The following is a 22523-nucleotide window of genomic DNA, read 5'->3' as shown; positions in this document are numbered from 1 at the left end:
GTGTTAGTTTTTTGCCAACCAACATCATATCGGGTTTCACGCTATGGTTCAACTTTTTTACTGTCGCATTTAATTTTACAATTAACCTTATTTTTTAAGCTTATTTTTGCTCTCAGCCAATTTCTTGACAGTGAATTGCGTTATAAGTTATAATCTAAAATAGTCAAGTTCGGAAACAATACAAATTTTTCTAATATTAGGAGTCGGAGGTGGAAGCGGATGAAGCGCACATATCAGCCTAGACGCAGATACAGAAAGCGTGTACACGGCTTCAGAAAGCGCATGCTCACAAAGAGCGGGAGAAATATTTTAAAAAGAAGACGTCTAAAAGGGAGAAAGCGGTTAACTGCTTAGTGGCATTTTACTTTAAGCGGCCTTTTAGGTCGCTTAAAGATGAAATATTCTTTTCGGAGGATTTATATTGAAAAAATCCTTAAGATTAACTAAAAATTTTGAATTTATAAAGGTGTACAAAACGGGAAGGCGTTTGTCTAGCCTTTTTTTTACTATGTACATCAAAAAAAATGAGCTGAATTTTTCCCGCTTAGGTGTTTCTGTGTCTAAGAAAGTAGGAAAAAGTGTAGTCAGAAACAAAATAAAAAGGCGTATTAAGGAAATCGTAAGGTTAAATTATGATTATATAAAACAGGGTTATGATATTGTTGTATCAGCAAAGCCTTCTTCTGTGCAGTTAGACTTTAAAGCGATGGAAAAAGAATTAATTGGCCTTATGAAAAGAGGGCGCATATACAGTGTTAAAAAAGTTTATAATTTTAATGATAATTTGTTATAAAAAATTTATTTCTCCTTTAAAACCGAGAAGTTGTAGGTTTTATCCCACTTGTTCGGATTATGCCATAGCTGCAATTGAAAAATACGGGGTGGTAAAAGGCGGAATTAAGTCGTTAAAGCGTATATTAAGGTGCCACCCATTTAATCCCGGCGGATATGACCCCGTTTAAATATATTTAATTTTTAAAACTAAGGGGGATCGGTTAATGGCATTTCTTCAAGAGCTAATGAAGCAGTTAATGGATTGGATTTATACGTACACTAATAATTACGGTGTTGCAATAATTTTACTTACTGTGTTGATTAAACTAGTTTTAGTTCCCTTTAATTTTATGCAGCTACGTTCCTTAAAGAAAATGCAGGAAATCGCGCCTAAGCAGAAAGAACTTCAACAAAAATATAAAAATAATCCTGATAAGCTAAATGAGGAGATATTGAAATTATACAGGGAAAATAATGTAAATCCAATGGGAGGTTGCCTTCCCTTACTAATTCAGTTCCCCTTTATTATAGCGCTCTTTAGAGTCTTTCAAACTTATGATTTTGGCGGGGCAAGTTTTTTATGGATAAAGGATTTAAGTGCACCCGATACTACATATATTCTGCCTATTTTAGCAGCAGTAACTACATATTTGCAGACAAAATTGTCTACACCAGCAGGCACTGATAGTGCCAATGCGTCAATGAATATAGTCATGCCATTGATGATAGGTTGGTTTGCGCTAAAATTTGCAGCAGGACTAGCTTTATACTGGGTAGTGAGCAACTTGGTGCAGATTATTCAACAGCTAATATTTGCCCGCCCGGGAGCTCTTGCCAAGGAGGATGTAAAATGAAATGAAGACTGTAGAAAAACAGGGAAAGACTGTAGATGAAGCTATTCAGAAGGCTTTGGAGGAATTGCAGGTAAGCCGTGATGAAGTGGAAGTAGAGATTTTGGATGAAGGCAACAGGGGGATACTTGGTTTTTTGTCAAAACAGGCAAAGGTTAAAGTGATAGTAAAGCCTAAACCTGATCAAATTGCCCGCGATTTTTTAAAGGGTCTCTTAAAGTTTTTTGATTGCAATGCAGAAATTAAAAATTCATTAGAAGGTAATGTGCTAAATTTGGAAATTATTGGTGAAAACACTGGAATCCTTATAGGAAAACGCGGAAATACTTTAGATGCTATTCAATATTTAACGTCTTTAGTTGTAAATCGGAATTCGAAGGATTTCATAAGGGTTTTATTGGATGCGGAAAATTACAGGGAAAAACGAGAGAAAACCCTACAGCGTCTGGCGTTGAAGATGGCAGATCGAGTAAAGGAAACTAAGCGGAGCATAACCCTTGAACCAATGTATCCCAATGAGCGTCGTATTATACATACGGCTTTGCAAACAGACCCTAGGGTTACAACAAAAAGCATAGGTAAAGAACCCAATAGGAGAGTTGTAATTTCATTAAAGTAAATAAATTAAGGCCCCAGGGCGTAAAGCTTTGGGGCTTATTTAAAGCGGGGATAAATTATGAAGATAGTAGAAAGTTCTGATACTATTGCGGCCATTTCTACAGCTATCGGCGAAGGTGGCATTGGCATAGTAAGGATTTCAGGGCCTAAATCTTTTGAAATTGCAAAAGAAATTTTTAAGCCTCGACAAAAAAATATCAAGGAATTTGAAAGCAGAAAGCTGTATTTGGGCAATATCGTTGACTTTAATGATGAAATAGTCGATGAGGTGCTTATTGCCTTTTTTAAATCTCCTCATACGTACACCAGAGAGGATATGGTTGAAATCAATTGCCACGGTGGCCTTGCTGCCCAAAAGAGGATTTTGCGATTAGTCCTTGATTCCGGAGCGCGCCTGGCAGAGCCTGGAGAGTTTACAAAAAGGGCTTTTCTAAACGGAAGAATTGACCTGTCACAGGCTGAAGCGGTTATAGATATTATCAGGGCGAAAACAGATAAGGCCCTTTCCCTTGCCAATCGCCAACTTTCCGGAGGTTTGTCTAATAAAATAAATGCTATACGCCATAGATTGCTGGATGTCCTTGCTCATATTGCGGCCAACATTGACTTTCCTGAAGATGATATTCCTGAGGCAAGTACTGACTATATTGCAAAAGAGGTCGGTGATGTCAAGGAAGCCGTAGGAGATTTGTTAAAGCGCATCAGTGCCGGTCGAGTTATAAGGGAAGGCCTTGCAACACTGATTCTTGGCAATACCAATGTGGGCAAGTCCTCACTGCTAAATGCCCTCCTTGATGAAGAAAGGGCAATTGTGACCGACATACCCGGAACTACCCGGGATATTATTGAAGAGTACATCGACATAAATGGAATTCCAATAAAGATAATAGACACTGCCGGAATAAGAGAGACCGCCGATGAAGTTGAAAGAATTGGAATACAGCGTGCCATAAAATACCTGGAAGAGGCCGAGCTGGTGCTTTTGCTGATAGATATATCCCGGGAGCTTACACAGGATGACATAAATCTCATAAAATTGATAAAAGATAAAACCACTATTGTAGTAATAAACAAGGTGGATTTACCTGCCAAAATAGATGAAGAAGATGTAAAGCGAATGATCCCCGCAGAAAGAATTGTAAAGATTTCGGCTCTTAAGCAAGAGGGTATCCAGGATTTAAAAAATGCCATCTATGAAGTAATCACAGCTAAAATAGGTGGTATTGGAGATGAAGGCTTAATTGGGGCCGGAGAGCGCCAGCGCCAAGCTATAGAAGCAGCGTATAATTTCTTAGACAGGGCTCTTTTGGCTATTAAAAGTTTTGTACCTATTGAAATGGTAGAACTTGATATAAGAGATGCTTGGCAAAAATTAGGTGAAATTACTGGAGATACGGTAACTGAGGATATAATAAGCACTATTTTCGAGAAATTTTGTATCGGTAAATGAGGGTGAAAGCATGGAATATAATGTGGGAACATATGATGTGGCCGTGGTAGGTGCCGGTCATGCAGGGTGCGAAGCGGCACTGGCTACTTCCCGAATGGGCTTAAAGACCGTGGTCTTTGCCATTAATTTAGAAAGCATTGCGCTCATGGCCTGTAATCCTTCAATAGGCGGTCCGGGCAAGGGCAATTTGGTAAGGGAAATTGATGCTTTAGGTGGCCAAATGGCCAGGAATGTGGACAAAAACCTTATTCAAATGCGCATGCTCAATACAAAAAAGGGGCCTGCCGTTAGGGCCCTTCGGGCACAATTGGATAAAAGAGCATATTCTATCAGCATGAAGTACACACTGGAGTGCCAGGAAAACCTGGACATAGTCCAGGAAGAAGTGGTGAGAATTCTGGTGGAAGGAGAAAGGGTCGCTGGTGTTGTCACTAAAACCGGCGGCATATATAAAGCTAAGGCCGTGATTATAACCACCGGTGTGTACCTCAGAGGCAGAGTGGTTATTGGTGATGTCAGCTACAGCAGCGGGCCCAGCGGGCTTTTCCCTGCCAATGAGCTTTCAAAGTCTTTGGAGAGTCTTGGCTTTGAGCTGGGCAGGTTTAAAACGGGCACGCCCCCAAGAATTCACAGAGATTCTGTGGATTTTTCAAAGATGATAGTTCAGCCCGGAGATGATGTTATAATACCCTTTTCCTATGCCACAGATAAAATCGACCGGGAGCAGATACCATGCTGGCTGACTTACACAAATGAAGTTACCCATAAAATAATCACCGACAACCTCTACAGGGCACCCCTTTATACTGGCGAAATAAAAGGCACTGGACCAAGGTACTGTCCAAGTGTTGAAATGAAAGTGGTGAATTTTAAAGATAAGACAAGCCATCAGATTTTCATAGAGCCGGAAGGTGTAAACAATAAGGAAATGTATGTGCAGGGGCTTTCAACAAGCCTTCCGGCGGATGTCCAGATAGCTATGACCCGCTCTATAAAAGGATTGGAAAATGCTAAGATTATGAGATTTGGATATGCCATTGAATACGATTATGTGGTTCCTACGCAATTAAAGCCTACGTTAGAAAGCAAAGCCATACAGGGTTTATATATGGCAGGCCAGGTAAACGGCACTTCTGGCTATGAGGAGGCTGCTGCCCAGGGCCTTATAGCAGGTATTAATGCGGCATTAAAGATAAAGGAAAAGGAGCCTCTCATTTTAAGCCGCTCGGATGCTTACATCGGCGTCTTAATCGATGACTTGGTTACAAAGGGTGTAAATGAGCCCTACAGGGTGCTTACATCAAGAGCCGAATACAGGCTGCTACTTCGCCACGACAATGCTGATTTGCGCCTGATGGACATAGGTTACAAAGTGGGCCTTATAAGTGATAAAATGTATAAAAAATTTTTAGAGAAAAAGACCATGATTGAAAATGAGATAGAGCGCTTGCGTTCTACTAAAATAACGCCTACAGCCCAGACAAATGAAATGCTAAGTCAGCTTGAAACCGCAACTATCAATACTCCTTCTAGTCTAGCTGAACTTTTAAAGCGGCCTGAGCTTGACTATGAAAAAATCAAGATTTTAGATGATCTTAGAAAGCCATTGCCTAAAGAAGTTATTGAGCAGGTGGAAATTGCCATTGCCTACGAAGGGTATATAAAGCGTCAAATAGCTGAAGTAGAGCAGTTTAAAAAAATGGAAAACAGAAAGATTCCTGCAGACATAGATTATGACGAAGTTTATGGACTAAGTTTTGAAGGCAGAGAAAAGCTGAAAAAGGTAAAGCCCATTTCCATAGGTCAGGCGTCCAGAATATCAGGGGTCAACCCTTCTGATATTACCGTACTTATGATTTATCTTGAAACAAAGAGAAGGAAAAGTAAATCATGAATGCCTTTGTAGATTGCTTAAAAGAGCAGGCTGAAAAACACCGTATTTTGCTTACGGCAGATAATATTCGGCAATTCGATTATTTTAAAACTCAGCTTTTGCAATGGAACAAAAAGACAAATCTAACGAATATAACTGAGCCTGAGGATTTTGCCATCAGGCATGTCATAGATTCGCTAATGCTGTGCAAATTGGGAGATATCAAAAAAGGAGCACGGCTAATAGATGTGGGAACAGGGCCTGGCATACCTGGCCTCATTGTCAAATTATATAGACCAGATGTAAAACTTACTTTACTTGAATCAGTTGGTAAAAAGACCATGTTTTTAAAGTGGATAGTTGATGATATGAATTTACCTGATGTTGAAGTTATAAATGAGCGTGCAGAGGCCGTAGCTCATAATTCCCGTTACCGTGAATCTTTTGATGTAGCCACAGCTAGAGCTGTGTCTGCGTTAAATACTCTATCCGAGCTGTGCTTGCCTTTTGTCAAAGTTGGCGGCACTTTTATTGCCATGAAAGGCAAATCTCCTGAAGCAGAGCTTCATATGGCAAAAAAGGCCATTGAAGTTTTGGGAGGCACTGTAAAAGATTGCAGGGCGTATTTATTGCAGGAAGATTTGCCTCGAAGCTTGATATTTATTTCAAAGGTCAGTGAATGTCCCGAAAAGTATCCTCGCAGGCCGGGAATTCCTGAAAAAAGGCCTCTATAGTTCGACAAATATGTCAAATAGCTGGATTTTATGGCAAACGGTTTATAAATCTCAAAGAAGGAAATAAGAAGCAAATATAGAATAAATATACAATATCATTTTTTACCATATACAAATATAATAATATGACTTATAAGGGGGGTCGAGTATGTGGGGGCCTTCTAGGTCTAACCTCAATGTCGTGAACATACCCCTTGATGAAATACAGCCAAATATATATCAACCCAGGAAAACTTTTAACGACGAATCATTGGACGAGCTTACCGATTCCATTAAAAGTTACGGTGTGTTGCAGCCCATAGTCGTCAGGCGAAATGGGCGCAAGGGGTATGAGATAATTGCCGGTGAGCGCCGGTGGAGGGCATGTAAGAAGGCAGGTCTTAAAGAAATACCGGCAATTATCAAAGACGTAAAAGACATGGACACTGCTATACTGGCACTTATTGAGAATATTCAAAGGGAAGATTTAAATTTTATTGAAGAAGCAGAAGGCTATAGACAGCTGATTCAAGAGTGCGGTGTGACACAGGAAGAGCTGGCAATGAAGCTAGGGAAAAGCCAGTCAACAATTGCAAACAAGATGAGGATACTCAAGCTTCCACCTGAAATAATAAATATTATTTCCCAGGAAAAGTTATCTGAGCGTCACGCCCGTTCACTGTTAAAATTGCCTGATAAAGAGCTTCAAATGCAAGTTTTAAAAGAAGTAGTTGAGAAGAAATTAAGTGTCCGGGAAACAGAAGAACTGATCGACCGGACTATCAAAAAAATTAATGATAATAAAAAAGAAGAAAAGAGCAAATCCTTTAAAATTGCCATAAAAGATGTAAGGATCTTCTTAAATTCAGTGCGCAAACTGGTAAAAACTATAAAAGAAACCGGGATTCAAGCTGAGTATAAGGAAATAGATAAAGGTGAATTTATTGAATTGCAGGTTCAGCTACCAAAAAGGTAAATGAGCCTTTTTTTTTTGCTTAAAACGTAAAATAAGTCATATCAAAAAGAAGGAAAAAGCGCAATGACAAAGAAAATTATATAAATATACATACACGCAGATCGAAGGGAGGTCAGGAAACAACAAGCGCATGAAACGCTGATTGTTTCGAGATTTATGGCAAGAGTTATTGCTATTGCTAACCAAAAAGGAGGAGTGGGCAAGACCACTACTTCTGTAAACTTGGCAGCATGTTTAGGAGTATTAGATCAAAAAGTATTGCTCATAGACATTGACCCACAGGGCAACAGCACCAGCGGTACAGGTGTAGATAAGATGACTACCCAAAACACCATATACAATGTGCTTATAAATGAAGAGCCAATTAAAGACAACATAGTAAAGACCGCTTATAAAAATCTGTACCTGCTGCCATCAAACATTCAGCTGGCTGGAGCTGAAATCGAGCTGGTTCCCGCTATTTCTCGAGAATACAAATTAAAAAATGCTATCGAAGATGTAAAAGATGAATATGATTTTATAATAATAGACTGTCCTCCATCCCTTGGCCTCTTGACTTTAAATGCTTTGACAGCAGCTGATACGGTACTTGTGCCGATTCAATGCGAGTATTATGCATTGGAAGGTTTGGGACAACTCATGAACACCATAAATTTAGTGCAGAAGCATTTAAATAAAAAATTAGAAGTAGAAGGCGTGCTACTTACAATGTTTGATGCCAGGACCAATTTATCTATACAAGTAGTGGAAGAAGTGAAGAAGTACTTTAGGAATAAAGTTTACAGAACTATCATTCCGAGAAATGTGCGCCTCAGCGAAGCACCAAGCCACGGCAAACCCATCATTAATTATGATTCAAAATCAAGGGGCTCAGAGGTATATATGGATTTAGCAAAGGAGGTTTTGGGCATTGACTAAACGCGGACTCGGCAGAGGGCTTGAAGCATTGATCCCTGCTGTAGGCAAAAGTGATGAAAATGTACAGGAGATTGATATAGCAAAAATAGTTGCTAATGACAAACAGCCCAGAAAAGATTTTGATGAAGCAAAACTGGACGAGCTTGCAACCTCCATGAAGCAACATGGAGTCTTGCAGCCGGTTATTTTAAGGAAAAAAGGCAGTTTATATGAGCTGGTTGCTGGAGAACGAAGATGGCGGGCAGCGGCTAAAGCTGGAATACAAAAAATCCCCGCAATTGTAAGAGAACTTTCTGATGCTGAAGTGATGGAGATAGCTCTCATTGAAAACCTACAGCGGGAAGATTTAAATCCCATGGAAGAAGCCCTTGCTTATAAAAGTTTGATGAATGACTTTGGATTAACTCAAGAAGAGCTATCAAAGAGGGTAGGAAAAAGCAGATCGCAAATTGCCAATACAGTAAGACTGCTAAACCTAGACAAAGAAATTCAGGACTTGGTTTCTCAAGATAAATTAACTGCAGGCCATGCCAGGGCTCTCCTTTCGATACAGGACAGCAGTGAAAGGCTTAAACTGGCAAGAAAAATTAGCGAAGAAGCTCTATCAGTAAGGCAAACTGAAGAAATCGCTAAAAAGATTTCTAAAGAAAAAAGTAAAACGGCGAGTAAAAAGCTTAAAGAAATTAACCCAGTCATATTGGATATTACCGAGAGACTGCAGCGAATTCTTGGCACTAGAGTCAAAATAAAAGGCAATGAAAAGCGCGGCAAGATAGAAATTGAATTTTACTCTAGTGATGAGCTGGAACGAATACTGGAGACTATCGTTGAGTAAAATGTTTCACGTGAAACATGTCCTGTTTAACAACATGGTCCATTTACAACCATTAAGACAAAAACAAAATGAATATTAAGGAGAGAGTGCATTGCTTGGGACAATTGTTAATGCGGCAACAATTATAATAGGAACACTGCTTGGCAACTCACTAAAGGGCCGATTTAGTGATAATATAAAAAACACAGTTATGCACGGATTGAGTTTAACAGTTATGTTGATAGGGCTTTCTATGGCTATAGAAACAGAAAATATGCTGATAGTTACCCTCAGTATGGTAATTGGAGGTATTTTGGGCGAAGTGCTAAAAATTGAAGCCAGGCTCAATAACTTCGGATCAAAACTGGAAGCCCGCTTTTCTGGTGAAGACGGAAACTTTACCAGGGCCTTTGTTTCTGCCAGTCTCATATACTGTGTAGGTGCCATGGCGGTTATAGGCTCCATTCAAAGCGGCCTTGAAGGCGATCACAGTATACTCTTCATAAAATCCATTCTTGACGGCGTTTCTGCAGTGGTATTTTCGTCGAGTATGGGCATAGGCGTAGCCTTTTCTGCGCTTCCGGTTTTTGTATATCAAGGGGCCATTACTTTGGCAGCTTCGTTTATAAAGGCATTTCTGACCGATAGCATCATAACCGAAATGTCAGCTACGGGGGGACTTTTAATTTTTGGCATAGGTTTGAATATGTTAGGAATTAATGTGAATATAAAAATAGGCAATCTACTACCTTCAATATTTGTTTCAGTAGCTTTAGCAGCACTTTTTGCGAATCTACCAATATAATAAACGCTATTTAAAATCTCAGAAGGTTTTACAGCTGATTTAATGGGGGAATATTGATAGCCATGGAATATATAAATATGATAAATAACTTTGTTGCAGCCAACATTGAGACCCTGTTATCAGGGGTATTAATTTTATCAGTAATAATACTTATTGCATTTATAAGCGTAAACTTGAGACTAGCTAAGATAACAAAAAAGTATAGAGAGCTTACTGAAGGTGCAGAAGGGAAAAACCTTGAAGAACTAATACTAAACCAGATGAAAAACCTAAATCAACTTCAAATGGAATTAACTGAGCTTAAAAAGTTGGTGGCTAGCCTCCAGGAATTTAGTCATAAAACTATTAGCAAAGTATATTTTAAGCGTTACAATGCATTTCCCGATATGGGCAGTGATTTGAGCTTTTCCGTAGCTTTGCTAAATGATAAAAATACCGGAATTCTAATAACCAGCATATATGGCCGCGATGAAAACCGGGTATATTTAAAACCTGTAGTTGAAGGGGTAAGCAAATATACCCTTTCACCTGAAGAGCTGGAAGTATTAAAAAAGGCGATTTTGTCTAAGACCTAAATAACCACCTCAATTTTCCTGTATAGGAAGGATTTTTCAATATTATGGCGAATTATATTTTTGGACATGTTGTCCATTATTACATAAAACAGGGGTGGCAAAAAAGGTGTGAATGCAGAAAAACATAGGTTTACAATGATGATAATTCCTCACTCAGGCAAATCCACCTTTTCCATATCTGTTTCCATAAAAGCCTTGAAAATTTTGTGTAGTCTGTTGGCGGTAATTCTCGTAGGGACAGTAATTTTTGCATCAAATTTTTATATTTCATATACAAAACTAAAACGAGACACCGAAGAATTAGAAATTGTAGCTAAAGACTACAATGTGCTTCAACAGCAGCTGCAGCAGTTTTTGCAAAAAACTGGCCAACTGGAAGAAAGAATGCAGGAACTGGAACAGCTGGATAATGAGTTGAGGGAACTGTTAAAAGAAGATCCTGCTCTCAAGCAAACCATAAACAGACAAGATAGCCAGTCAAGTTTGACGCGGCAAGTGCTTGCCAGCCGTAGTGGTTTAGACCGGCAAAGGGCCCTCAGACAACTGCAGCTATTAGAACAAAAAATCCCTGAGCAGGAGCAAAGTTTAAAAGAGTTAAAGGATGCGGTTATAGAAAGGTCTGAGCGCCTATCTCATACACCTTCGATCTATCCGGTCTCCGGTACAATCTCATCCCGTTTTGGATATCGAAAATCACCTTTTAGCAGCAGGCAAGAATTTCATGACGGCCTTGACATTGCAGCACCTTATGGGTCAGCAGTAGCCGCTGCGGCTGATGGGGTGGTCACTTTTGCCGGATATAAAACCGGGTACGGCAGGACTGTGACTATTAGTCATGGCTACGGCTATGAGACATCGTATTGTCACCTTTCAAGCACACTTGTAAAAACAGGCCAGCAGGTAAAGAAAGGTCAGGTTATCGCAAAAGTGGGAAGTTCCGGTAGGAGCACCGGTCCACATTTGCACTATATGGTAAAAGTTAACGGGCAACTAAAAGACCCTGCCGATTTTTTGAAATGAGAGAGGGGATGACATGTTAAAAAAGAAGAGCGAGTCCATAGCAACTACAGATAAAATCGACACTATACTTGGGAAAGAGGCAAAGCTGACCGGTGAAATAAAGACATCTGGTCTGCTTAGAATTGAGGGAAATTTCCAGGGTGACATACTATGTGAAAAGGACTTGATTATAACTGACAGCGGAAAAGTTGAAGGAAAAATTACGGCCCAAAATGCCATAATAGCAGGAGCTTACCAGGGAAATCTTTTTCTGGAAGGTAAGCTTGTAATAAAAAGCACTGGAAAGGTTTTAGGTGACATAAAAGTAGGGACGCTGGTCATTGAAGACGGAGCATTTTTTGACGGCAAGTGTGAAATGAACTGTGACGCAAGCGACAAAAATTTAAAACTCGTAAAAAGTGATACAAAGCTTAAGGCAAACCCAACGTAAAATTGGGTTTGTTTTTAACTAAGGGGAAAAGCATGAAAACACTGTTCATAGTAAATCCCGTTGCCGGTCGAAACAGCAGTTTCAAAATATGGAACGACATAAAGGCCAACATAAATTGCTCCTACGAGTCTGTCCTTACTAAGGCACCTGGTGACGCCGCTAGAATTGCCGCAGATGTTGCAAAACAAGGTTTTACGAGAGTTGTGGCAGTTGGGGGAGATGGAACCGTATCTGAAGTAGTAAATGGTATAGCCGGAACCGACATAGAGCTTGGCATAATCCCTGCTGGATCAGGAAATGATTTTGCAAAAACATTAAATATTCCCCAGAAACCCATTGATGCCCTTGTTGTTGTCGAAAAAGGTCAAAGTTTAGAAGTTGATCTTGGAAAATATGATAAAGGTTATTTTATCAACGTGGCAGGTGCTGGCTTTGATGCTGAAACATTAAACACCAATGAGAATACAAAATTTTTGAGAGGCACTTTGGCATATACGGTAAGCGTTTTATGGACTCTGTTTCGATATTCTCCACGAAAAGCTATAATTGAAATTGACGGCAAGACATACCATAGAAAATTGTGGTTAGCGGCAGTGGCAAATGGGAAATACTTCGGAGGCGGTATGAAAATCAGCCCTGACGCTAAAATAGATGATGGTTTATTTGATATTTGTTTGGTAAATGAAATAAGTAAACTTGATTTTGTGAGATTTTTTCCTAAGGTGTTTAATGGCAGTCATAAGGACATTAAGGCTTTTGAAGTTATAAGAGGCAAAAATGTAAAAATAGAATTTGACGCGCAGACGGTGGCGCAAGCAGATGGAGAAATCATAGGATTTACACCGGTTACATTTTCAATAATACCAAAGGCATTGAAAGTAATAGGGAATAATTTCACCTCCGCCTGAAAAAAATATTAAGGCGGAGGTGCTTATTTTATGAAGAGGGTTGTAGCTTTGGAGGAAGGCTTAGAAGATATTAGAGAGTATTTACAAGACAAAGGCTTTCATGTAGTTGACTGGGGAAAGGGTAGTTTTCAAGTTGATGCCGTTGTATACAGAAACAGCCCTCTATCTGAAATAAAGACGGAGGCAATAATGTCAGAATCCGATCCAATGTATTTTGCAGACAGAGATTCCTTCGGGGTGCTGCTTGTAAATGCCCAAAATAAAACCCCTCATGAAATATATGAAATAATAAAAAACCGAGTTTATGAGCCGATTATATAATTTTTAAAGATGTTAGCGCTCCATTACTAACTCAGTCACCGTGTTTATTTTAGATTTATTTTTTCCAAAGAAGAGTTCCAAGCCTTCTAAAATCCCCACCGATATAATATCCACCATCTTCATAACTGTAAAAAGTCTGGTGTTTTGCAAAACCAGATATTCCATAAAACCGGCCACATTGACCACTCCTGTAACGTGAAAATCGCCTACCGGCGGCAAGTTCTTATTAACGCCGGCACCTGGCTTTAATGCACCGGGTGCTATTTTAATTGTGCCCACATTTTCCGAGCGGCCTAAGGAAGCATCGATAGCAATTATAAAGGGATTCTTATATGTACTTTGCACCTTGTCTAAAACCTTTTCAAGATTTACTGCGTGAACAGGCTCTTCCAAGTTTCCGAAAACTTTGGCGTACTTGCACACTTTGTGGAGCCGTTCTCCTACCAAAGGTCCCAGAGCGTCTCCTGTGGAACGGTCTGTGCCTATACACATGATGACAAGTGGCCCTTCATTATATGTATCAGCAAGGGTTTTTACAAAATAGTTGCAAAACATATTATATGCAACGGGAGAATCAATATGTACCCGCAGGTCCCTATGTTTAGTATAAATATCTTCAAATAACATAACTTTCCTCCTGAAAAACTTTGTAACATTATATGTATAACCACTTTTTAGTATTCATATTAAATTATGCGCATAGTTTAATTTTTTAATCATATTTATGTGGTAAACGAATTCAGGAGGGGTACAGCTTGAACCTAAAAGACGAAGTGGGCCTTGGAGCCATTTACATAGGGACATTGATTGGTGCAGGATTTGCTTCAGGGCAAGAAATTATCAGCTTTTTTACCGTTTACGGGAAGTACGGTTTCCTAGGCATATTAACTGCCACATTTTTCTTTTTTGTTTTAGGATATATCATACTGAAACAAGCAATACGTCAGAAATCACAATGTGCAAGGGATATTTTGCTGCCCCTAGCTGGAGAAAAATTAACATTGCTATTTGACCTGATGACCGATATATTTTGCCTAGCGGGTTACTATATCATGCTATCAGGGTGCGGAGCGGTTTTAAATGAAAGTTTGAGTCTAAACTACACGTATGCAGTAATAATTTTTAGCATTGTCATTGTATGGTGTTTAAACAAAGAGATGAGCGGTCTTGCAGAATTAAACAAGATTTTAGTGGCTATAATCCTTATTATTACAGCGGCAATCGGGTTTTTTTGCTTTAAAGACTGGCAGGGAATTTCGTACAATATAGATATGCCATTTGCGAAAAGGGGTTGGCTGGTATCGTCAGTAACTTACGTCAGCTATAATATTACATTGGCACTGGTTGTACTTTCATCACTGGGGTCATATACAGATAAAGAGAGTGCAGCATTAGGGGCAGCGGCAATCGGTGCCTTTGGAATTATGTCAATGGGAACTTTAATGTGGTTTATTACCTGGGCAAATTTCCAGCTGCTCTCAGGTGTCCAGATTCCACTACTTTGGGTGGCAAGGCAGCATGGCAATTTTTTATACCTATCCTCCATAACAGCGCTACTTGCTGCAATGTTCACAACCGCATTGGGTTTAGGATTTTCCTTTGCTAAAAGCATTTCTAAGAGACTTGGTATTAGGTACAAAAGTGCATTAAATTTTTTATTTATCGGAATACCCCTTACAAAATACAGTTTTGCCGGTTTAATCAAACAAATCTATCCCTTTTTTGGAAAAGCGGGTATATTCTTTACCATTTTATTGGTAATAAGAAGGTTTTTAAGCCCCAAAAATAGAATTATATAAATAATAAATACGGGGTGATAGCATGAGCAGAAGGACTGTCCTTAGGCCGTCCATCTTCTGCGGCCTTTTGCTTTTGGTCATACTAGCGGTAACATTAATTTTGAACACAAATCCCATAGGTTTTTCGAAAAATGCCCTTTTTCAGACAAAGTCTCCAAACCCAATCCTAAAAGTTGAGGGAAAGCTTTCGTGGGCGGGAGATGATTCCTATTACAATTATCACAGCGGCAATTTAAAAAAGATTTTGTCAAATGGCAAAGCCGTATGGGATTTAAAGCTTCACGAGAATCTTCTGTGGATGGGACCTGAAGGGATAGTCGTCATGCGAGACAAGTTGCTCACGCTGCTGGATAGCGATAGCACAGAAGTTTTTCAAAAGTCAGATTTGCCAGATAAGATAAGGATCCTATGTTTCCAAGACAAATACTTGCTTTTGTCGGGAAAACTTCAAAGCGAAGAATACGGCATATTGTTATCAGACTCAGGCAATATAATGTGGCAGCTGCCCTTTACAGGCAGCATTATATCGGGCAGCGTTCATCCTAAAGGAATTTATACTGCCTTGAATATAATCGATGATAAGGCGATGTCAAGACTTGTGGTCATAGGCTCTGAGGGGGAAATTTTATTGGATAATACATATTCGGAGCCCCTATATCACGTTGAGGCAATTTCCCAAGGCATCGGTGTCATAGCAGGTGATAGGGCATATTTAATGGATTATGACGGTAAGGTGCTGTGGGAACATAAATTTAAAGGCCAAGTTTTGCGCGGGGATATGGGCAGCGATGGTTTCACTATAGTTGTAGTTGAGGAGAACATGGGAAATTTGAGTAAAGATATGCATCTTCAGCTTATTATGATATCGGGTATTGGCAAGCAGGTCTGTTCATACAGCCTTGATACTCGGGCAAACCTGGTTGAAAAATACGGGGATTTTATATATATTGTAGATGATTATGGGGTCATGGTTTTATCGCAGGAAGGTCTTTTGGTATCGAATATAAAACAAAAAGGCATAAAGGAATTGCAAGTTACAGATAAAAACCGTATCATAGCAATTCAGGAGAATGAGAGTCTGTTGTTCGAAAGCTTGTACGGGGGGAATTAAATGAACTGGCTTGATATTATTTTGCTTATTATCTTAATAAAAAGCGCTGTGCAGGGCTTTTGCAGAGGTTTTGTGGTATCTGCTTTTAAGACTGCGGGAGTTGTTGTAGCGTTATTTGTAGGAATTTTTTACAGAGATGATGCGGTAAGTTTTTTAAATTCAAAATTGGCAATAGATAGATATTTAAGCAGTATCATGCTTTTGCCAACCATAAGCGACTCGGAGGCGCTTAGCGTAATAAATGTGAAAAGCATAATGGAGCTTGTCCAAGGAGCCATAGGATTTTTCCTGGTGTTTTTACTGGTGCAGTTAGTTTTTTTAATACCGGCACATTTTATCAGCGGAATTATAAAAATATCAGGTTTGACCTTACTAGACAGGCTTATGGGAACAGTCTTTGGCATCGCGGGAACGGCTTTGTGGTTTGCACTGATTAGTGCGGTTACATCGCCGTTTTTAATGCTTTTTCCGGGCAGTATTTTGGATAAGTTAATAAGCACATCTTACATCTTAAATCACCTAAGATTTTTAGACTTCATAAGTCCTATTGTGGTAAAATTAATTTAGAAATGAGGTGTTCACATTGGAGGATATAGTTCAGGCATATAATTCCGTAATTAATCAACTTCCAACATCTATAATACCACTGGTTAAAATTGTTATAGTCCTGATTGTTTCGGCATTTATTATAAAGATTGCTGATAGATTTGTAGCCCGCATATTTTTTATGGGTAAAAGTGAATATCGGAATTTCGATGAAAATAAGAGGAAGACTCTGGCTAGCCTTTTGAAGAGCATGATAAGATATGTTACATACTTTATGGCTGCCTTAAATATATTAGAAATTATAGGGGTAAATACCTCCTCATTACTTGCAGCAGCAGGAGTTGGGGGTCTTGCGGTAGGTTTCGGAGCTCAAAATCTTGTAAAAGACGTCATATCAGGATTTTTTCTGATATTTGAAGATCAGTTCAACGTAGGCGATTATGTAGAAGCTGCCGGAGTTGCGGGAATAGTTGATGAAATGGGGCTTAGGACCACTAAGATTCGGGATTTTGGCGGGCAGATTCATATTATCCCAAATGGCGAAATTACCTTAGTCACCAACCATTCTCGCGGAATGATGAGGGCTTTGGTAAATATTAATATATCCTATGAGGAAGATCTAGACAAGGTTTTAAGAGCCTTGGAAGATGTTTGCCGTAAGGTCAGAGAAAAGAGAAACGACATTGTAGAGGGGCCTACAGTACTTGGAATATCAAATTTGGGGCCTACAGAAATCGTTGTGTCACTTATGGCCAAGACAGTGCCTATGCAGCAGTGGAGTGTAGAAAGGGAAATCCGGAAGGCGGTTTTAGAAAAATTTAAGGATGAAGGCATAGAAAAACCCTATCCACGAATGGTTTATATCAACAGACAGAGCAAGGGGGAAGAACTGTGACATTCAACATAGGAGATATAGTTCAGATGAAGAAAAAACACCCCTGTGGCAGCGATAATTGGCAGATCTGGCGAATGGGCATGGACTTTGGAATAAAGTGCATGGGGTGTGGACGTAAAGTGATGATACCTCGGCGTAAATTTGAAAAAGCGGTTAAAAAGATTATAACTACAGAACAGCCTCGATAGAACAGTTTTTGTTATTTATATAAAGATGTTATGAGACTATAGGTATGGTTAAAATAAACAGCATCTCCCTGCAATTATAGGCTTGCCCAAAAAAACTTGAAAATATAATCTGCTTATGATATCTAACTTTTTTGTCATTATCATTTTATTGCCTTTTTTTAAAGTTAAATTTCTGCTACAGCTGTAATTTCTTTATAGCCTGCAGTAGCAAACTGGGGGAAATTTAATTGGCGAGTTTATTAAAAAATATGCAGGATACTGTAGCAAAATACGCTAATGTACTATCCCAGATATTAAAAGTCGATGTAGAAATCGTAGACGAAAATTTAGACAGAATAGCAGGGACAGGCATGTTTGCAGGCAGAATCAATAAAAATATCGAACATGAAGGTTATGTGTATAAAGAAGTAATTAAAACAGGTAAGAGAAAAATCATAAAAGAACCAGGTAGACACAAAATTTGTACAAATTGTCCCAAGCTGTTAAAACAGGGATATTGTGAAGAAACCTTTGAAATGAGCATGCCGATAAGTACCGGGGAAAAAGTGATTGGCGTTATAGGCTTCGTATGTTTTAATAATGAGCAAAAGGAGCATATATTACATAATTTTGATACTTTTGCCGAGTTTTTAGAGCAGATATCGGATCTCATTTCAACAAAGGCTAAAGAGGAAATAGAAAAAGAAAACATGTTGATGATAATCGATATGCTAAATCACATAATCGATAAAATGGATCAAGGTGTAATTATCGCAGATGAAGAAGGCAAAGTGTCGAGTTTAAACAGTATTGCCAAAAAAATTCTGGAAGTTGACTCAGATAAAAATCTTCATATAAAGCTAAGGGCTACGGGCAATACTGTTATTAATATGAAAGAATATGAGCTAATCATGCCGAAAAAAACATATATAATCGCGGGAGAAGAATATAGGATTTTGCAAAGCAACTTCAAGTACAGTAAAGTTTTTATTTTTACTGATATAAACTCTTTAAAGCATAAGATTTTTTCTGCTACGACAACTAAAGAAGATATGGGCCTTAAAAATATTATCGGAGAATCATCATCAATGAAAATACTTAAAAGCAAGGTAAAAAAAATTGCCCAATCTTCTTCAACGGTGCTAATAACAGGAGAAAGTGGAACTGGCAAAGAGCTATTTGCCAGGGCAATACACATGGAAAGTAAAAGGAGCAATAATCCTTTTGTAGCCATTAATTGTGCTGCGGTGCCGGATACCTTACTTGAAAGTGAACTTTTTGGATATGTAAAAGGTGCTTTTACCGGTGCAGATCCGAAGGGTAAAATCGGTAAAGTGGAATTTGCCAATACCGGAACTCTCTTTTTAGATGAGATAGGTGACATGCCCCTATATTTGCAAGCAAAACTGCTCAGAGTCTTGGAGCAAAAGGAGGTTGTTCGGCTAGGATCCAATAAGCCTATACCCGTTGATGTGAGAGTAATTGCTGCAACAAACAAAAATCTTGAAAAACTCATTGAAGAAGGATCCTTTCGTGAAGACTTATATTACAGGTTGAATGTATTACCCATTAACATACCGCCATTGAGAGAAAGGAAAGAAGACATTCGTGTACTGACAGATTATTTTGTTCGCAAATACACTGCACTGTTTAAAAAAAGAGTCGTGGGTTTTGAAAACGAAGTATGGGATTTCTTATATAAATATGACTGGCAGGGCAATGTCAGAGAATTGGAAAATACAGTTGAGTACATGATAAACATGCTGGACCAAAACGGAATAATAAGCGTTAGTTTACTTCCGCAAAAAATACGGTTTGATTTAAATAAACATAATGATTTAATCCCACTGGAAAAAATGGAAATAGATTTAATAAAGCGCGCTTTGGATTTATACGGAGGCAGCGTCACAGGAAAACAAAAGGCAGCCGAAGCACTGGGCATAGGCATTGCTACTTTGTATAGAAAGATAAAGAAGTATAGTCTGGAATAAACCTTTATCATTATGATAAAGGTTTTTTTATTGAGAAAATCGATGATCTAAGATTAATAAAGTTTAGAATTTATCAATATGATAAATAACTAATTTATTCTACCTCGGCAATTATTTTATTTATAACATAACGATATTAGCTTAACCTTGCCGTATCAAGGTATTCCTTTTATGTAAATATTATTTTGCAGTATTCGGAAACTGGCATAAAAGTTGCTACATAATGTTATACAGTTTGATGTTGCAAAAACATTAAATTTATTCGCAACTAGACTATTAAGTGAAGGTGGTATGTAGTAATGAACAGTTTACAAATCGAATTTATCTGTAACAAAAAAGATAGGAAGGATTATGACGCAAAAGCACCTATAAATGTCATGTCACAAGAGAAGATCAGGAAAGTAAGGGAGTATCATAAAAGCTTTTCCGAATACAAAATTACGCCTCTATTCGCATTAGATAATCTGGCTAAAGAATTTGGAGTAAATAAGATATGGGTAAAGGACGAATCGTATAGATTCGGTCTTAACGCTTTTAAGGTGTTGGGAGGGTCTTTTGCCATCGGCAAGTATTTAAGCAAAAAAGCTGGTTTACCAATAGAAGAATTGTCTTTTGAAAAACTGCGATCAAAAGAAATAAAAGAAAAGTTGGGGGATATTACTTTTGTAACCGCTACCGATGGCAATCATGGTCGAGGGGTGGCCTGGACTGCCAATCAGCTTGGTCAAAAATCTGTAGTGTTCATGCCAAAAGGATCGTCAATAATACGCGTTAACAATATTAAAAAAGAAGGTGCAGAAGTCTTCGTAACAGATTTTAACTATGATGATTCTGTAAAGCTAGCTACCAAATATGCAAAAGAAAACGGTGGCGTGATTGTGCAAGATACAGCATGGCCAGGGTATGAGGATATACCACTATGGATAATGCAGGGGTACGGAACTTTGATAGATGAGGCCATAGAACAAATAGAAGCTTTGGGAGAAGCTAAGCCAACACATGTTTTCCTTCAGGCGGGAGTCGGTTCTTTTGCCGGTGCCGTTCAGGGTTATTTAGCTTCAAAATATGATAAGCGTACACGCCCAATAACGATAATAGTTGAGCCTGAAAATGCAGCCTGTATTTTTAAGTCTGCCAAAATTAACGACGGAAAACCTCATGCTGTAACTGGTGAATTATCCACCATCATGTCAGGCCTTGCTTGTGGAGTGCCAAATACTATAAGTTGGGAAATTCTAAGAGACTATGCGGATATGTTTGTTTCATGTCCAGATTATGTGGCGGCAAGAGGAGTAAGAATTCTAGGAAGTCCGCTAAAAGGCGACCCGCAAATAATTTCGGGAGAATCCGGAGCCGTTGGAATGGGCTTGCTGAGCTTGATAGTAGAAAAACAGGAGCTAAAAAACATGAAAGAACTATTAAAAATTAATGAACAATCCAAGATATTGCTAATTAGCACCGAAGGTGATACAGATCCCTTCGCCTACCGGAAAATAGTTTGGGATGGAGCATTTGCAAATTAATTTCAGGGAGTGGTTTACATGTTGACAGAGGAAAGGCAAAGTCAGGTAATAAAGCTTTGTCAGGAATTGATTAGAATCAAAAGCTATTCAGGAGAGGAGGGGATACTGGCAGAAAAACTCGGCAATGTTTTCAAAGAAATGGGCTTTGATGACGTTTTTACCGATGAGTATGGAAACGTGGTAGGCCATATCAAAGGCAAACGCCCTGGCAAAATAATTCTATTCGACGGCCATATGGATACTGTACCCGTTGATGAAGCCCAATGGACAAAAGAACCTTTTGGAGGAGTTATTGAAGACGGCAGGATATATGGTAGAGGAGCGACTGATATGAAAGGTGCCCTCAGTGCTATGGTATGTGCTGCTGCAAATTTTGCTAAAGATACAGGAAGGAATTTTGCGGGAGATATATATGTGGCCGGAGTTGTCCATGAAGAGTGCTTCGAAGGTATAGCATCCAGCAACGTCAGCAAAAAAGTAAAACCGGACTATGTGGTCATCGGGGAAGCATCCGAATGTAATTTGAAACGAGGTCAAAGGGGAAGAGCGGAAATAGTCGTAGAAACTTACGGGAAGGCAGCTCATTCGTCAAACCCTCAAAACGGGATAAATGCAGTTTACAACATGATGAAATTATTGCAGAAGATACGTCAGATTGAGCTCACTCATCACGATTTTTTAGGTGATGGGATTTTAGAACTTACAGATATTAAATCATCGCCTTATCCAGGTGCTTCAGTTGTACCGGATTACTGTAAGGTAACTTTTGACAGAAGATTATTGATAGGAGAAACTAAGGAAAGTGTCTTAAAACCAATACAAGATATCATACTGGAATCAGAAAAAGAAGACCCACACTTTAAAGCTAAAGCCTATTATGCAGTTGGTGAGGAAAATTGCTATACCGGCAATAAAATACAAGGCGAAAGATTTTTCCCTGCGTGGCTTTTTGATGAAGAGGAAGATTTTATTCGAAAAGCTTTTCAAGGATTAAAAGACGCTGGTCTAAACCCAAGTATAACTCATTACTCTTTTTGCACCAACGGAAGCCATTATGCAGGTGAGGCAAACATTAAGACCATAGGGTTTGGACCATCCAAGGAAAACCTGGCCCATACAGTTGATGAGCATATAGAAATCGATCAATTATTAAAGGCAACACGCGGCTATTACGGGATTATCAAGGCTTTATTAGATTAAAAAAAGATGAAAAGGAGGGGTTTTAATGGGTGATTTTGACATAGTCATAAAAAATGGTTCTGTCGTTGACGAGGATATACTCACTTACAGGTATAATAATAGTAAAGCTGTGCGCTGGTTCAGTGCCCTTGCTATTTGGATATTTTATACCGCAACGTTTTTCCACTACCAGGTTGCCATATGAAAAGTGTCTGTGTTGGCTTTCTACAAAGTGCTTCATTTTCAAAATATGTTATAAAATTACA

The 22523-nt window shown here is 38.8% G+C and carries 27 protein-coding genes; 26 read left to right on the top strand and 1 reads right to left on the bottom strand.

Annotation, left to right across the window (positions count from 1 at the left end; genetic code table 11):
• The first annotated feature begins 219 nt into the window (after positions 1 to 219).
• The 17 genes from rpmH (at position 220) to JT739_RS03680 (ending at position 13046) form a co-directional block, all read left to right on the top strand.
• Positions 220 to 354: a 50S ribosomal protein L34 gene (rpmH, locus tag JT739_RS03760; RefSeq protein WP_237659757.1), complete on the top strand. Its 135-nt coding sequence runs from the start codon at positions 220 to 222 to the stop codon at positions 352 to 354.
• Between the two features lie 67 nt (positions 355 to 421).
• The gene (gene rnpA, locus JT739_RS03755) at positions 422 to 793 is read left to right on the top strand and encodes a ribonuclease P protein component (RefSeq protein WP_237659756.1); all 372 of its coding nucleotides are present in this window, start codon (positions 422 to 424) and stop codon (positions 791 to 793) included.
• A complete protein-coding gene (yidD, locus tag JT739_RS03750; RefSeq protein ID WP_237659759.1) occupies positions 777 to 962 on the top strand; it encodes a membrane protein insertion efficiency factor YidD in 186 nt (61 codons plus the stop codon). Before rnpA ends, yidD begins: the two co-directional genes overlap by 17 nt.
• Before the next feature lie 36 nt (positions 963 to 998).
• Positions 999 to 1628, top strand: coding sequence for a YidC/Oxa1 family membrane protein insertase (locus JT739_RS03745; protein WP_237659755.1), 630 nt, complete (start codon positions 999 to 1001; stop codon positions 1626 to 1628).
• Position 1629: 1 nt separating this feature from the next.
• The gene (jag, locus tag JT739_RS03740; protein ID WP_237659754.1) at positions 1630 to 2244 is read left to right on the top strand and encodes an RNA-binding cell elongation regulator Jag/EloR; all 615 of its coding nucleotides are present in this window, start codon (positions 1630 to 1632) and stop codon (positions 2242 to 2244) included.
• A gap of 57 nt (positions 2245 to 2301) precedes the next feature.
• Positions 2302 to 3693 (top strand): tRNA uridine-5-carboxymethylaminomethyl(34) synthesis GTPase MnmE, encoded by a 1392-nt coding sequence (gene mnmE / locus JT739_RS03735; protein WP_237659753.1) that lies wholly within the window; start codon positions 2302 to 2304, stop codon positions 3691 to 3693.
• A 10-nt stretch (positions 3694 to 3703) separates the two neighbouring features.
• Positions 3704 to 5587, top strand: a complete 1884-nt coding sequence (gene mnmG / locus JT739_RS03730; protein ID WP_237659752.1) for a tRNA uridine-5-carboxymethylaminomethyl(34) synthesis enzyme MnmG — start codon at positions 3704 to 3706, stop codon at positions 5585 to 5587.
• The gene (gene rsmG / locus JT739_RS03725) at positions 5584 to 6300 is read left to right on the top strand and encodes a 16S rRNA (guanine(527)-N(7))-methyltransferase RsmG (protein ID WP_237659751.1); all 717 of its coding nucleotides are present in this window, start codon (positions 5584 to 5586) and stop codon (positions 6298 to 6300) included. Before mnmG ends, rsmG begins: the two co-directional genes overlap by 4 nt.
• Before the next feature lie 148 nt (positions 6301 to 6448).
• The gene (gene noc / locus JT739_RS03720; RefSeq protein WP_237659750.1) at positions 6449 to 7255 is read left to right on the top strand and encodes a nucleoid occlusion protein; all 807 of its coding nucleotides are present in this window, start codon (positions 6449 to 6451) and stop codon (positions 7253 to 7255) included.
• Positions 7256 to 7411: 156 nt separating this feature from the next.
• Positions 7412 to 8173, top strand: coding sequence for a ParA family protein (locus JT739_RS03715; RefSeq protein ID WP_237659749.1), 762 nt, complete (start codon positions 7412 to 7414; stop codon positions 8171 to 8173).
• On the top strand, positions 8166 to 9008 hold the full coding sequence (locus tag JT739_RS03710; protein WP_237659748.1) for a ParB/RepB/Spo0J family partition protein: 843 nt from the start codon (positions 8166 to 8168) through the stop codon (positions 9006 to 9008). The genes JT739_RS03715 and JT739_RS03710 overlap by 8 nt, the downstream gene beginning before the upstream one ends.
• A gap of 91 nt (positions 9009 to 9099) precedes the next feature.
• The gene (locus tag JT739_RS03705) at positions 9100 to 9792 is read left to right on the top strand and encodes a DUF554 domain-containing protein (RefSeq protein ID WP_237659747.1); all 693 of its coding nucleotides are present in this window, start codon (positions 9100 to 9102) and stop codon (positions 9790 to 9792) included.
• Between the two features lie 62 nt (positions 9793 to 9854).
• On the top strand, positions 9855 to 10367 hold the full coding sequence (locus JT739_RS03700; protein WP_237659746.1) for a DUF4446 family protein: 513 nt from the start codon (positions 9855 to 9857) through the stop codon (positions 10365 to 10367).
• 108 nt (positions 10368 to 10475) lie between these two features.
• Positions 10476 to 11387 carry a peptidoglycan DD-metalloendopeptidase family protein gene (locus JT739_RS03695; RefSeq protein WP_237659745.1) on the top strand — a complete coding sequence of 304 codons (912 nt, stop codon included), beginning with the start codon at positions 10476 to 10478 and terminating at the stop codon, positions 11385 to 11387.
• Between the two features lie 13 nt (positions 11388 to 11400).
• The gene (locus tag JT739_RS03690) at positions 11401 to 11817 is read left to right on the top strand and encodes a polymer-forming cytoskeletal protein (protein ID WP_237659744.1); all 417 of its coding nucleotides are present in this window, start codon (positions 11401 to 11403) and stop codon (positions 11815 to 11817) included.
• Between the two features lie 32 nt (positions 11818 to 11849).
• Positions 11850 to 12725: a diacylglycerol kinase family protein gene (locus JT739_RS03685; RefSeq protein WP_237659743.1), complete on the top strand. Its 876-nt coding sequence runs from the start codon at positions 11850 to 11852 to the stop codon at positions 12723 to 12725.
• Between the two features lie 30 nt (positions 12726 to 12755).
• Positions 12756 to 13046, top strand: a complete 291-nt coding sequence (locus JT739_RS03680) for a YkuS family protein (RefSeq protein ID WP_237659742.1) — start codon at positions 12756 to 12758, stop codon at positions 13044 to 13046.
• 12 nt (positions 13047 to 13058) lie between these two features.
• On the opposite strand, the gene yyaC is transcribed toward JT739_RS03680, so the two are convergent.
• Positions 13059 to 13673, bottom strand: a complete 615-nt coding sequence (yyaC, locus tag JT739_RS03675; RefSeq protein ID WP_237659741.1) for a spore protease YyaC — start codon at positions 13671 to 13673, stop codon at positions 13059 to 13061.
• Positions 13674 to 13801: 128 nt separating this feature from the next.
• Between yyaC and JT739_RS03670 the strand changes: the two genes are divergently transcribed.
• The 9 genes from JT739_RS03670 (at position 13802) to JT739_RS03630 (ending at position 22462) form a co-directional block, all read left to right on the top strand.
• Positions 13802 to 14845, top strand: coding sequence for a hypothetical protein (locus JT739_RS03670; RefSeq protein WP_237659740.1), 1044 nt, complete (start codon positions 13802 to 13804; stop codon positions 14843 to 14845).
• 22 nt (positions 14846 to 14867) lie between these two features.
• The gene (locus JT739_RS03665; RefSeq protein ID WP_237659739.1) at positions 14868 to 15956 is read left to right on the top strand and encodes a hypothetical protein; all 1089 of its coding nucleotides are present in this window, start codon (positions 14868 to 14870) and stop codon (positions 15954 to 15956) included.
• Entirely contained in the window at positions 15957 to 16523 is a 567-nt protein-coding gene (locus JT739_RS03660; RefSeq protein ID WP_237659738.1) for a CvpA family protein, read from the top strand.
• A 16-nt stretch (positions 16524 to 16539) separates the two neighbouring features.
• On the top strand, positions 16540 to 17397 hold the full coding sequence (locus tag JT739_RS03655; RefSeq protein WP_237659737.1) for a mechanosensitive ion channel family protein: 858 nt from the start codon (positions 16540 to 16542) through the stop codon (positions 17395 to 17397).
• A gap of 26 nt (positions 17398 to 17423) precedes the next feature.
• A complete protein-coding gene (locus JT739_RS03650; protein WP_237659758.1) occupies positions 17424 to 17585 on the top strand; it encodes a DUF951 domain-containing protein in 162 nt (53 codons plus the stop codon).
• 248 nt (positions 17586 to 17833) lie between these two features.
• On the top strand, positions 17834 to 19555 hold the full coding sequence (locus JT739_RS03645; RefSeq protein WP_370642568.1) for a sigma 54-interacting transcriptional regulator: 1722 nt from the start codon (positions 17834 to 17836) through the stop codon (positions 19553 to 19555).
• 299 nt (positions 19556 to 19854) lie between these two features.
• Complete coding sequence (gene dpaL / locus JT739_RS03640; RefSeq protein ID WP_237659735.1) at positions 19855 to 21078, top strand: diaminopropionate ammonia-lyase; 1224 nt, start codon at positions 19855 to 19857, stop codon at positions 21076 to 21078.
• A gap of 18 nt (positions 21079 to 21096) precedes the next feature.
• Positions 21097 to 22278: a YgeY family selenium metabolism-linked hydrolase gene (locus JT739_RS03635; protein ID WP_237659734.1), complete on the top strand. Its 1182-nt coding sequence runs from the start codon at positions 21097 to 21099 to the stop codon at positions 22276 to 22278.
• Between the two features lie 25 nt (positions 22279 to 22303).
• Positions 22304 to 22462: a hypothetical protein gene (locus tag JT739_RS03630; protein WP_237659733.1), complete on the top strand. Its 159-nt coding sequence runs from the start codon at positions 22304 to 22306 to the stop codon at positions 22460 to 22462.
• Positions 22463 to 22523 lie beyond the last annotated feature (61 nt).

Origin of the sequence: Tepidanaerobacter sp. GT38 (assembly GCF_021991635.1) — a bacterium.
In the GTDB taxonomy this organism is placed as follows: Bacteria; Bacillota; Thermosediminibacteria; order Thermosediminibacterales; family Tepidanaerobacteraceae; genus DTU063.
Note: the sequence above shows the minus strand (reverse complement) of the source record. Positions and strands in the feature narration are given on the sequence as shown.

Coding starts and splice junctions, on each gene's coding strand:
- rpmH (WP_237659757.1), top strand. CDS start 220: ATGAAGCGCACATATCAGCCTAGACGCAGATACAGAAAGCGTGTACAC.
- yidD (WP_237659759.1), top strand. CDS start 777: ATGATAATTTGTTATAAAAAATTTATTTCTCCTTTAAAACCGAGAAGT.
- JT739_RS03745 (WP_237659755.1), top strand. CDS start 999: ATGGCATTTCTTCAAGAGCTAATGAAGCAGTTAATGGATTGGATTTAT.
- jag (WP_237659754.1), top strand. CDS start 1,630: ATGAAGACTGTAGAAAAACAGGGAAAGACTGTAGATGAAGCTATTCAG.
- mnmE (WP_237659753.1), top strand. CDS start 2,302: ATGAAGATAGTAGAAAGTTCTGATACTATTGCGGCCATTTCTACAGCT.
- mnmG (WP_237659752.1), top strand. CDS start 3,704: ATGGAATATAATGTGGGAACATATGATGTGGCCGTGGTAGGTGCCGGT.
- rsmG (WP_237659751.1), top strand. CDS start 5,584: ATGAATGCCTTTGTAGATTGCTTAAAAGAGCAGGCTGAAAAACACCGT.
- noc (WP_237659750.1), top strand. CDS start 6,449: ATGTGGGGGCCTTCTAGGTCTAACCTCAATGTCGTGAACATACCCCTT.
- JT739_RS03715 (WP_237659749.1), top strand. CDS start 7,412: ATGGCAAGAGTTATTGCTATTGCTAACCAAAAAGGAGGAGTGGGCAAG.
- JT739_RS03700 (WP_237659746.1), top strand. CDS start 9,855: ATGGAATATATAAATATGATAAATAACTTTGTTGCAGCCAACATTGAG.
- JT739_RS03690 (WP_237659744.1), top strand. CDS start 11,401: ATGTTAAAAAAGAAGAGCGAGTCCATAGCAACTACAGATAAAATCGAC.
- JT739_RS03685 (WP_237659743.1), top strand. CDS start 11,850: ATGAAAACACTGTTCATAGTAAATCCCGTTGCCGGTCGAAACAGCAGT.
- JT739_RS03680 (WP_237659742.1), top strand. CDS start 12,756: ATGAAGAGGGTTGTAGCTTTGGAGGAAGGCTTAGAAGATATTAGAGAG.
- yyaC (WP_237659741.1), bottom strand. CDS start 13,673: ATGTTATTTGAAGATATTTATACTAAACATAGGGACCTGCGGGTACAT.
- JT739_RS03665 (WP_237659739.1), top strand. CDS start 14,868: ATGAGCAGAAGGACTGTCCTTAGGCCGTCCATCTTCTGCGGCCTTTTG.
- JT739_RS03660 (WP_237659738.1), top strand. CDS start 15,957: ATGAACTGGCTTGATATTATTTTGCTTATTATCTTAATAAAAAGCGCT.
- JT739_RS03650 (WP_237659758.1), top strand. CDS start 17,424: ATGAAGAAAAAACACCCCTGTGGCAGCGATAATTGGCAGATCTGGCGA.
- JT739_RS03645 (WP_370642568.1), top strand. CDS start 17,834: ATGCAGGATACTGTAGCAAAATACGCTAATGTACTATCCCAGATATTA.
- dpaL (WP_237659735.1), top strand. CDS start 19,855: ATGAACAGTTTACAAATCGAATTTATCTGTAACAAAAAAGATAGGAAG.
- JT739_RS03635 (WP_237659734.1), top strand. CDS start 21,097: ATGTTGACAGAGGAAAGGCAAAGTCAGGTAATAAAGCTTTGTCAGGAA.
- JT739_RS03630 (WP_237659733.1), top strand. CDS start 22,304: ATGGGTGATTTTGACATAGTCATAAAAAATGGTTCTGTCGTTGACGAG.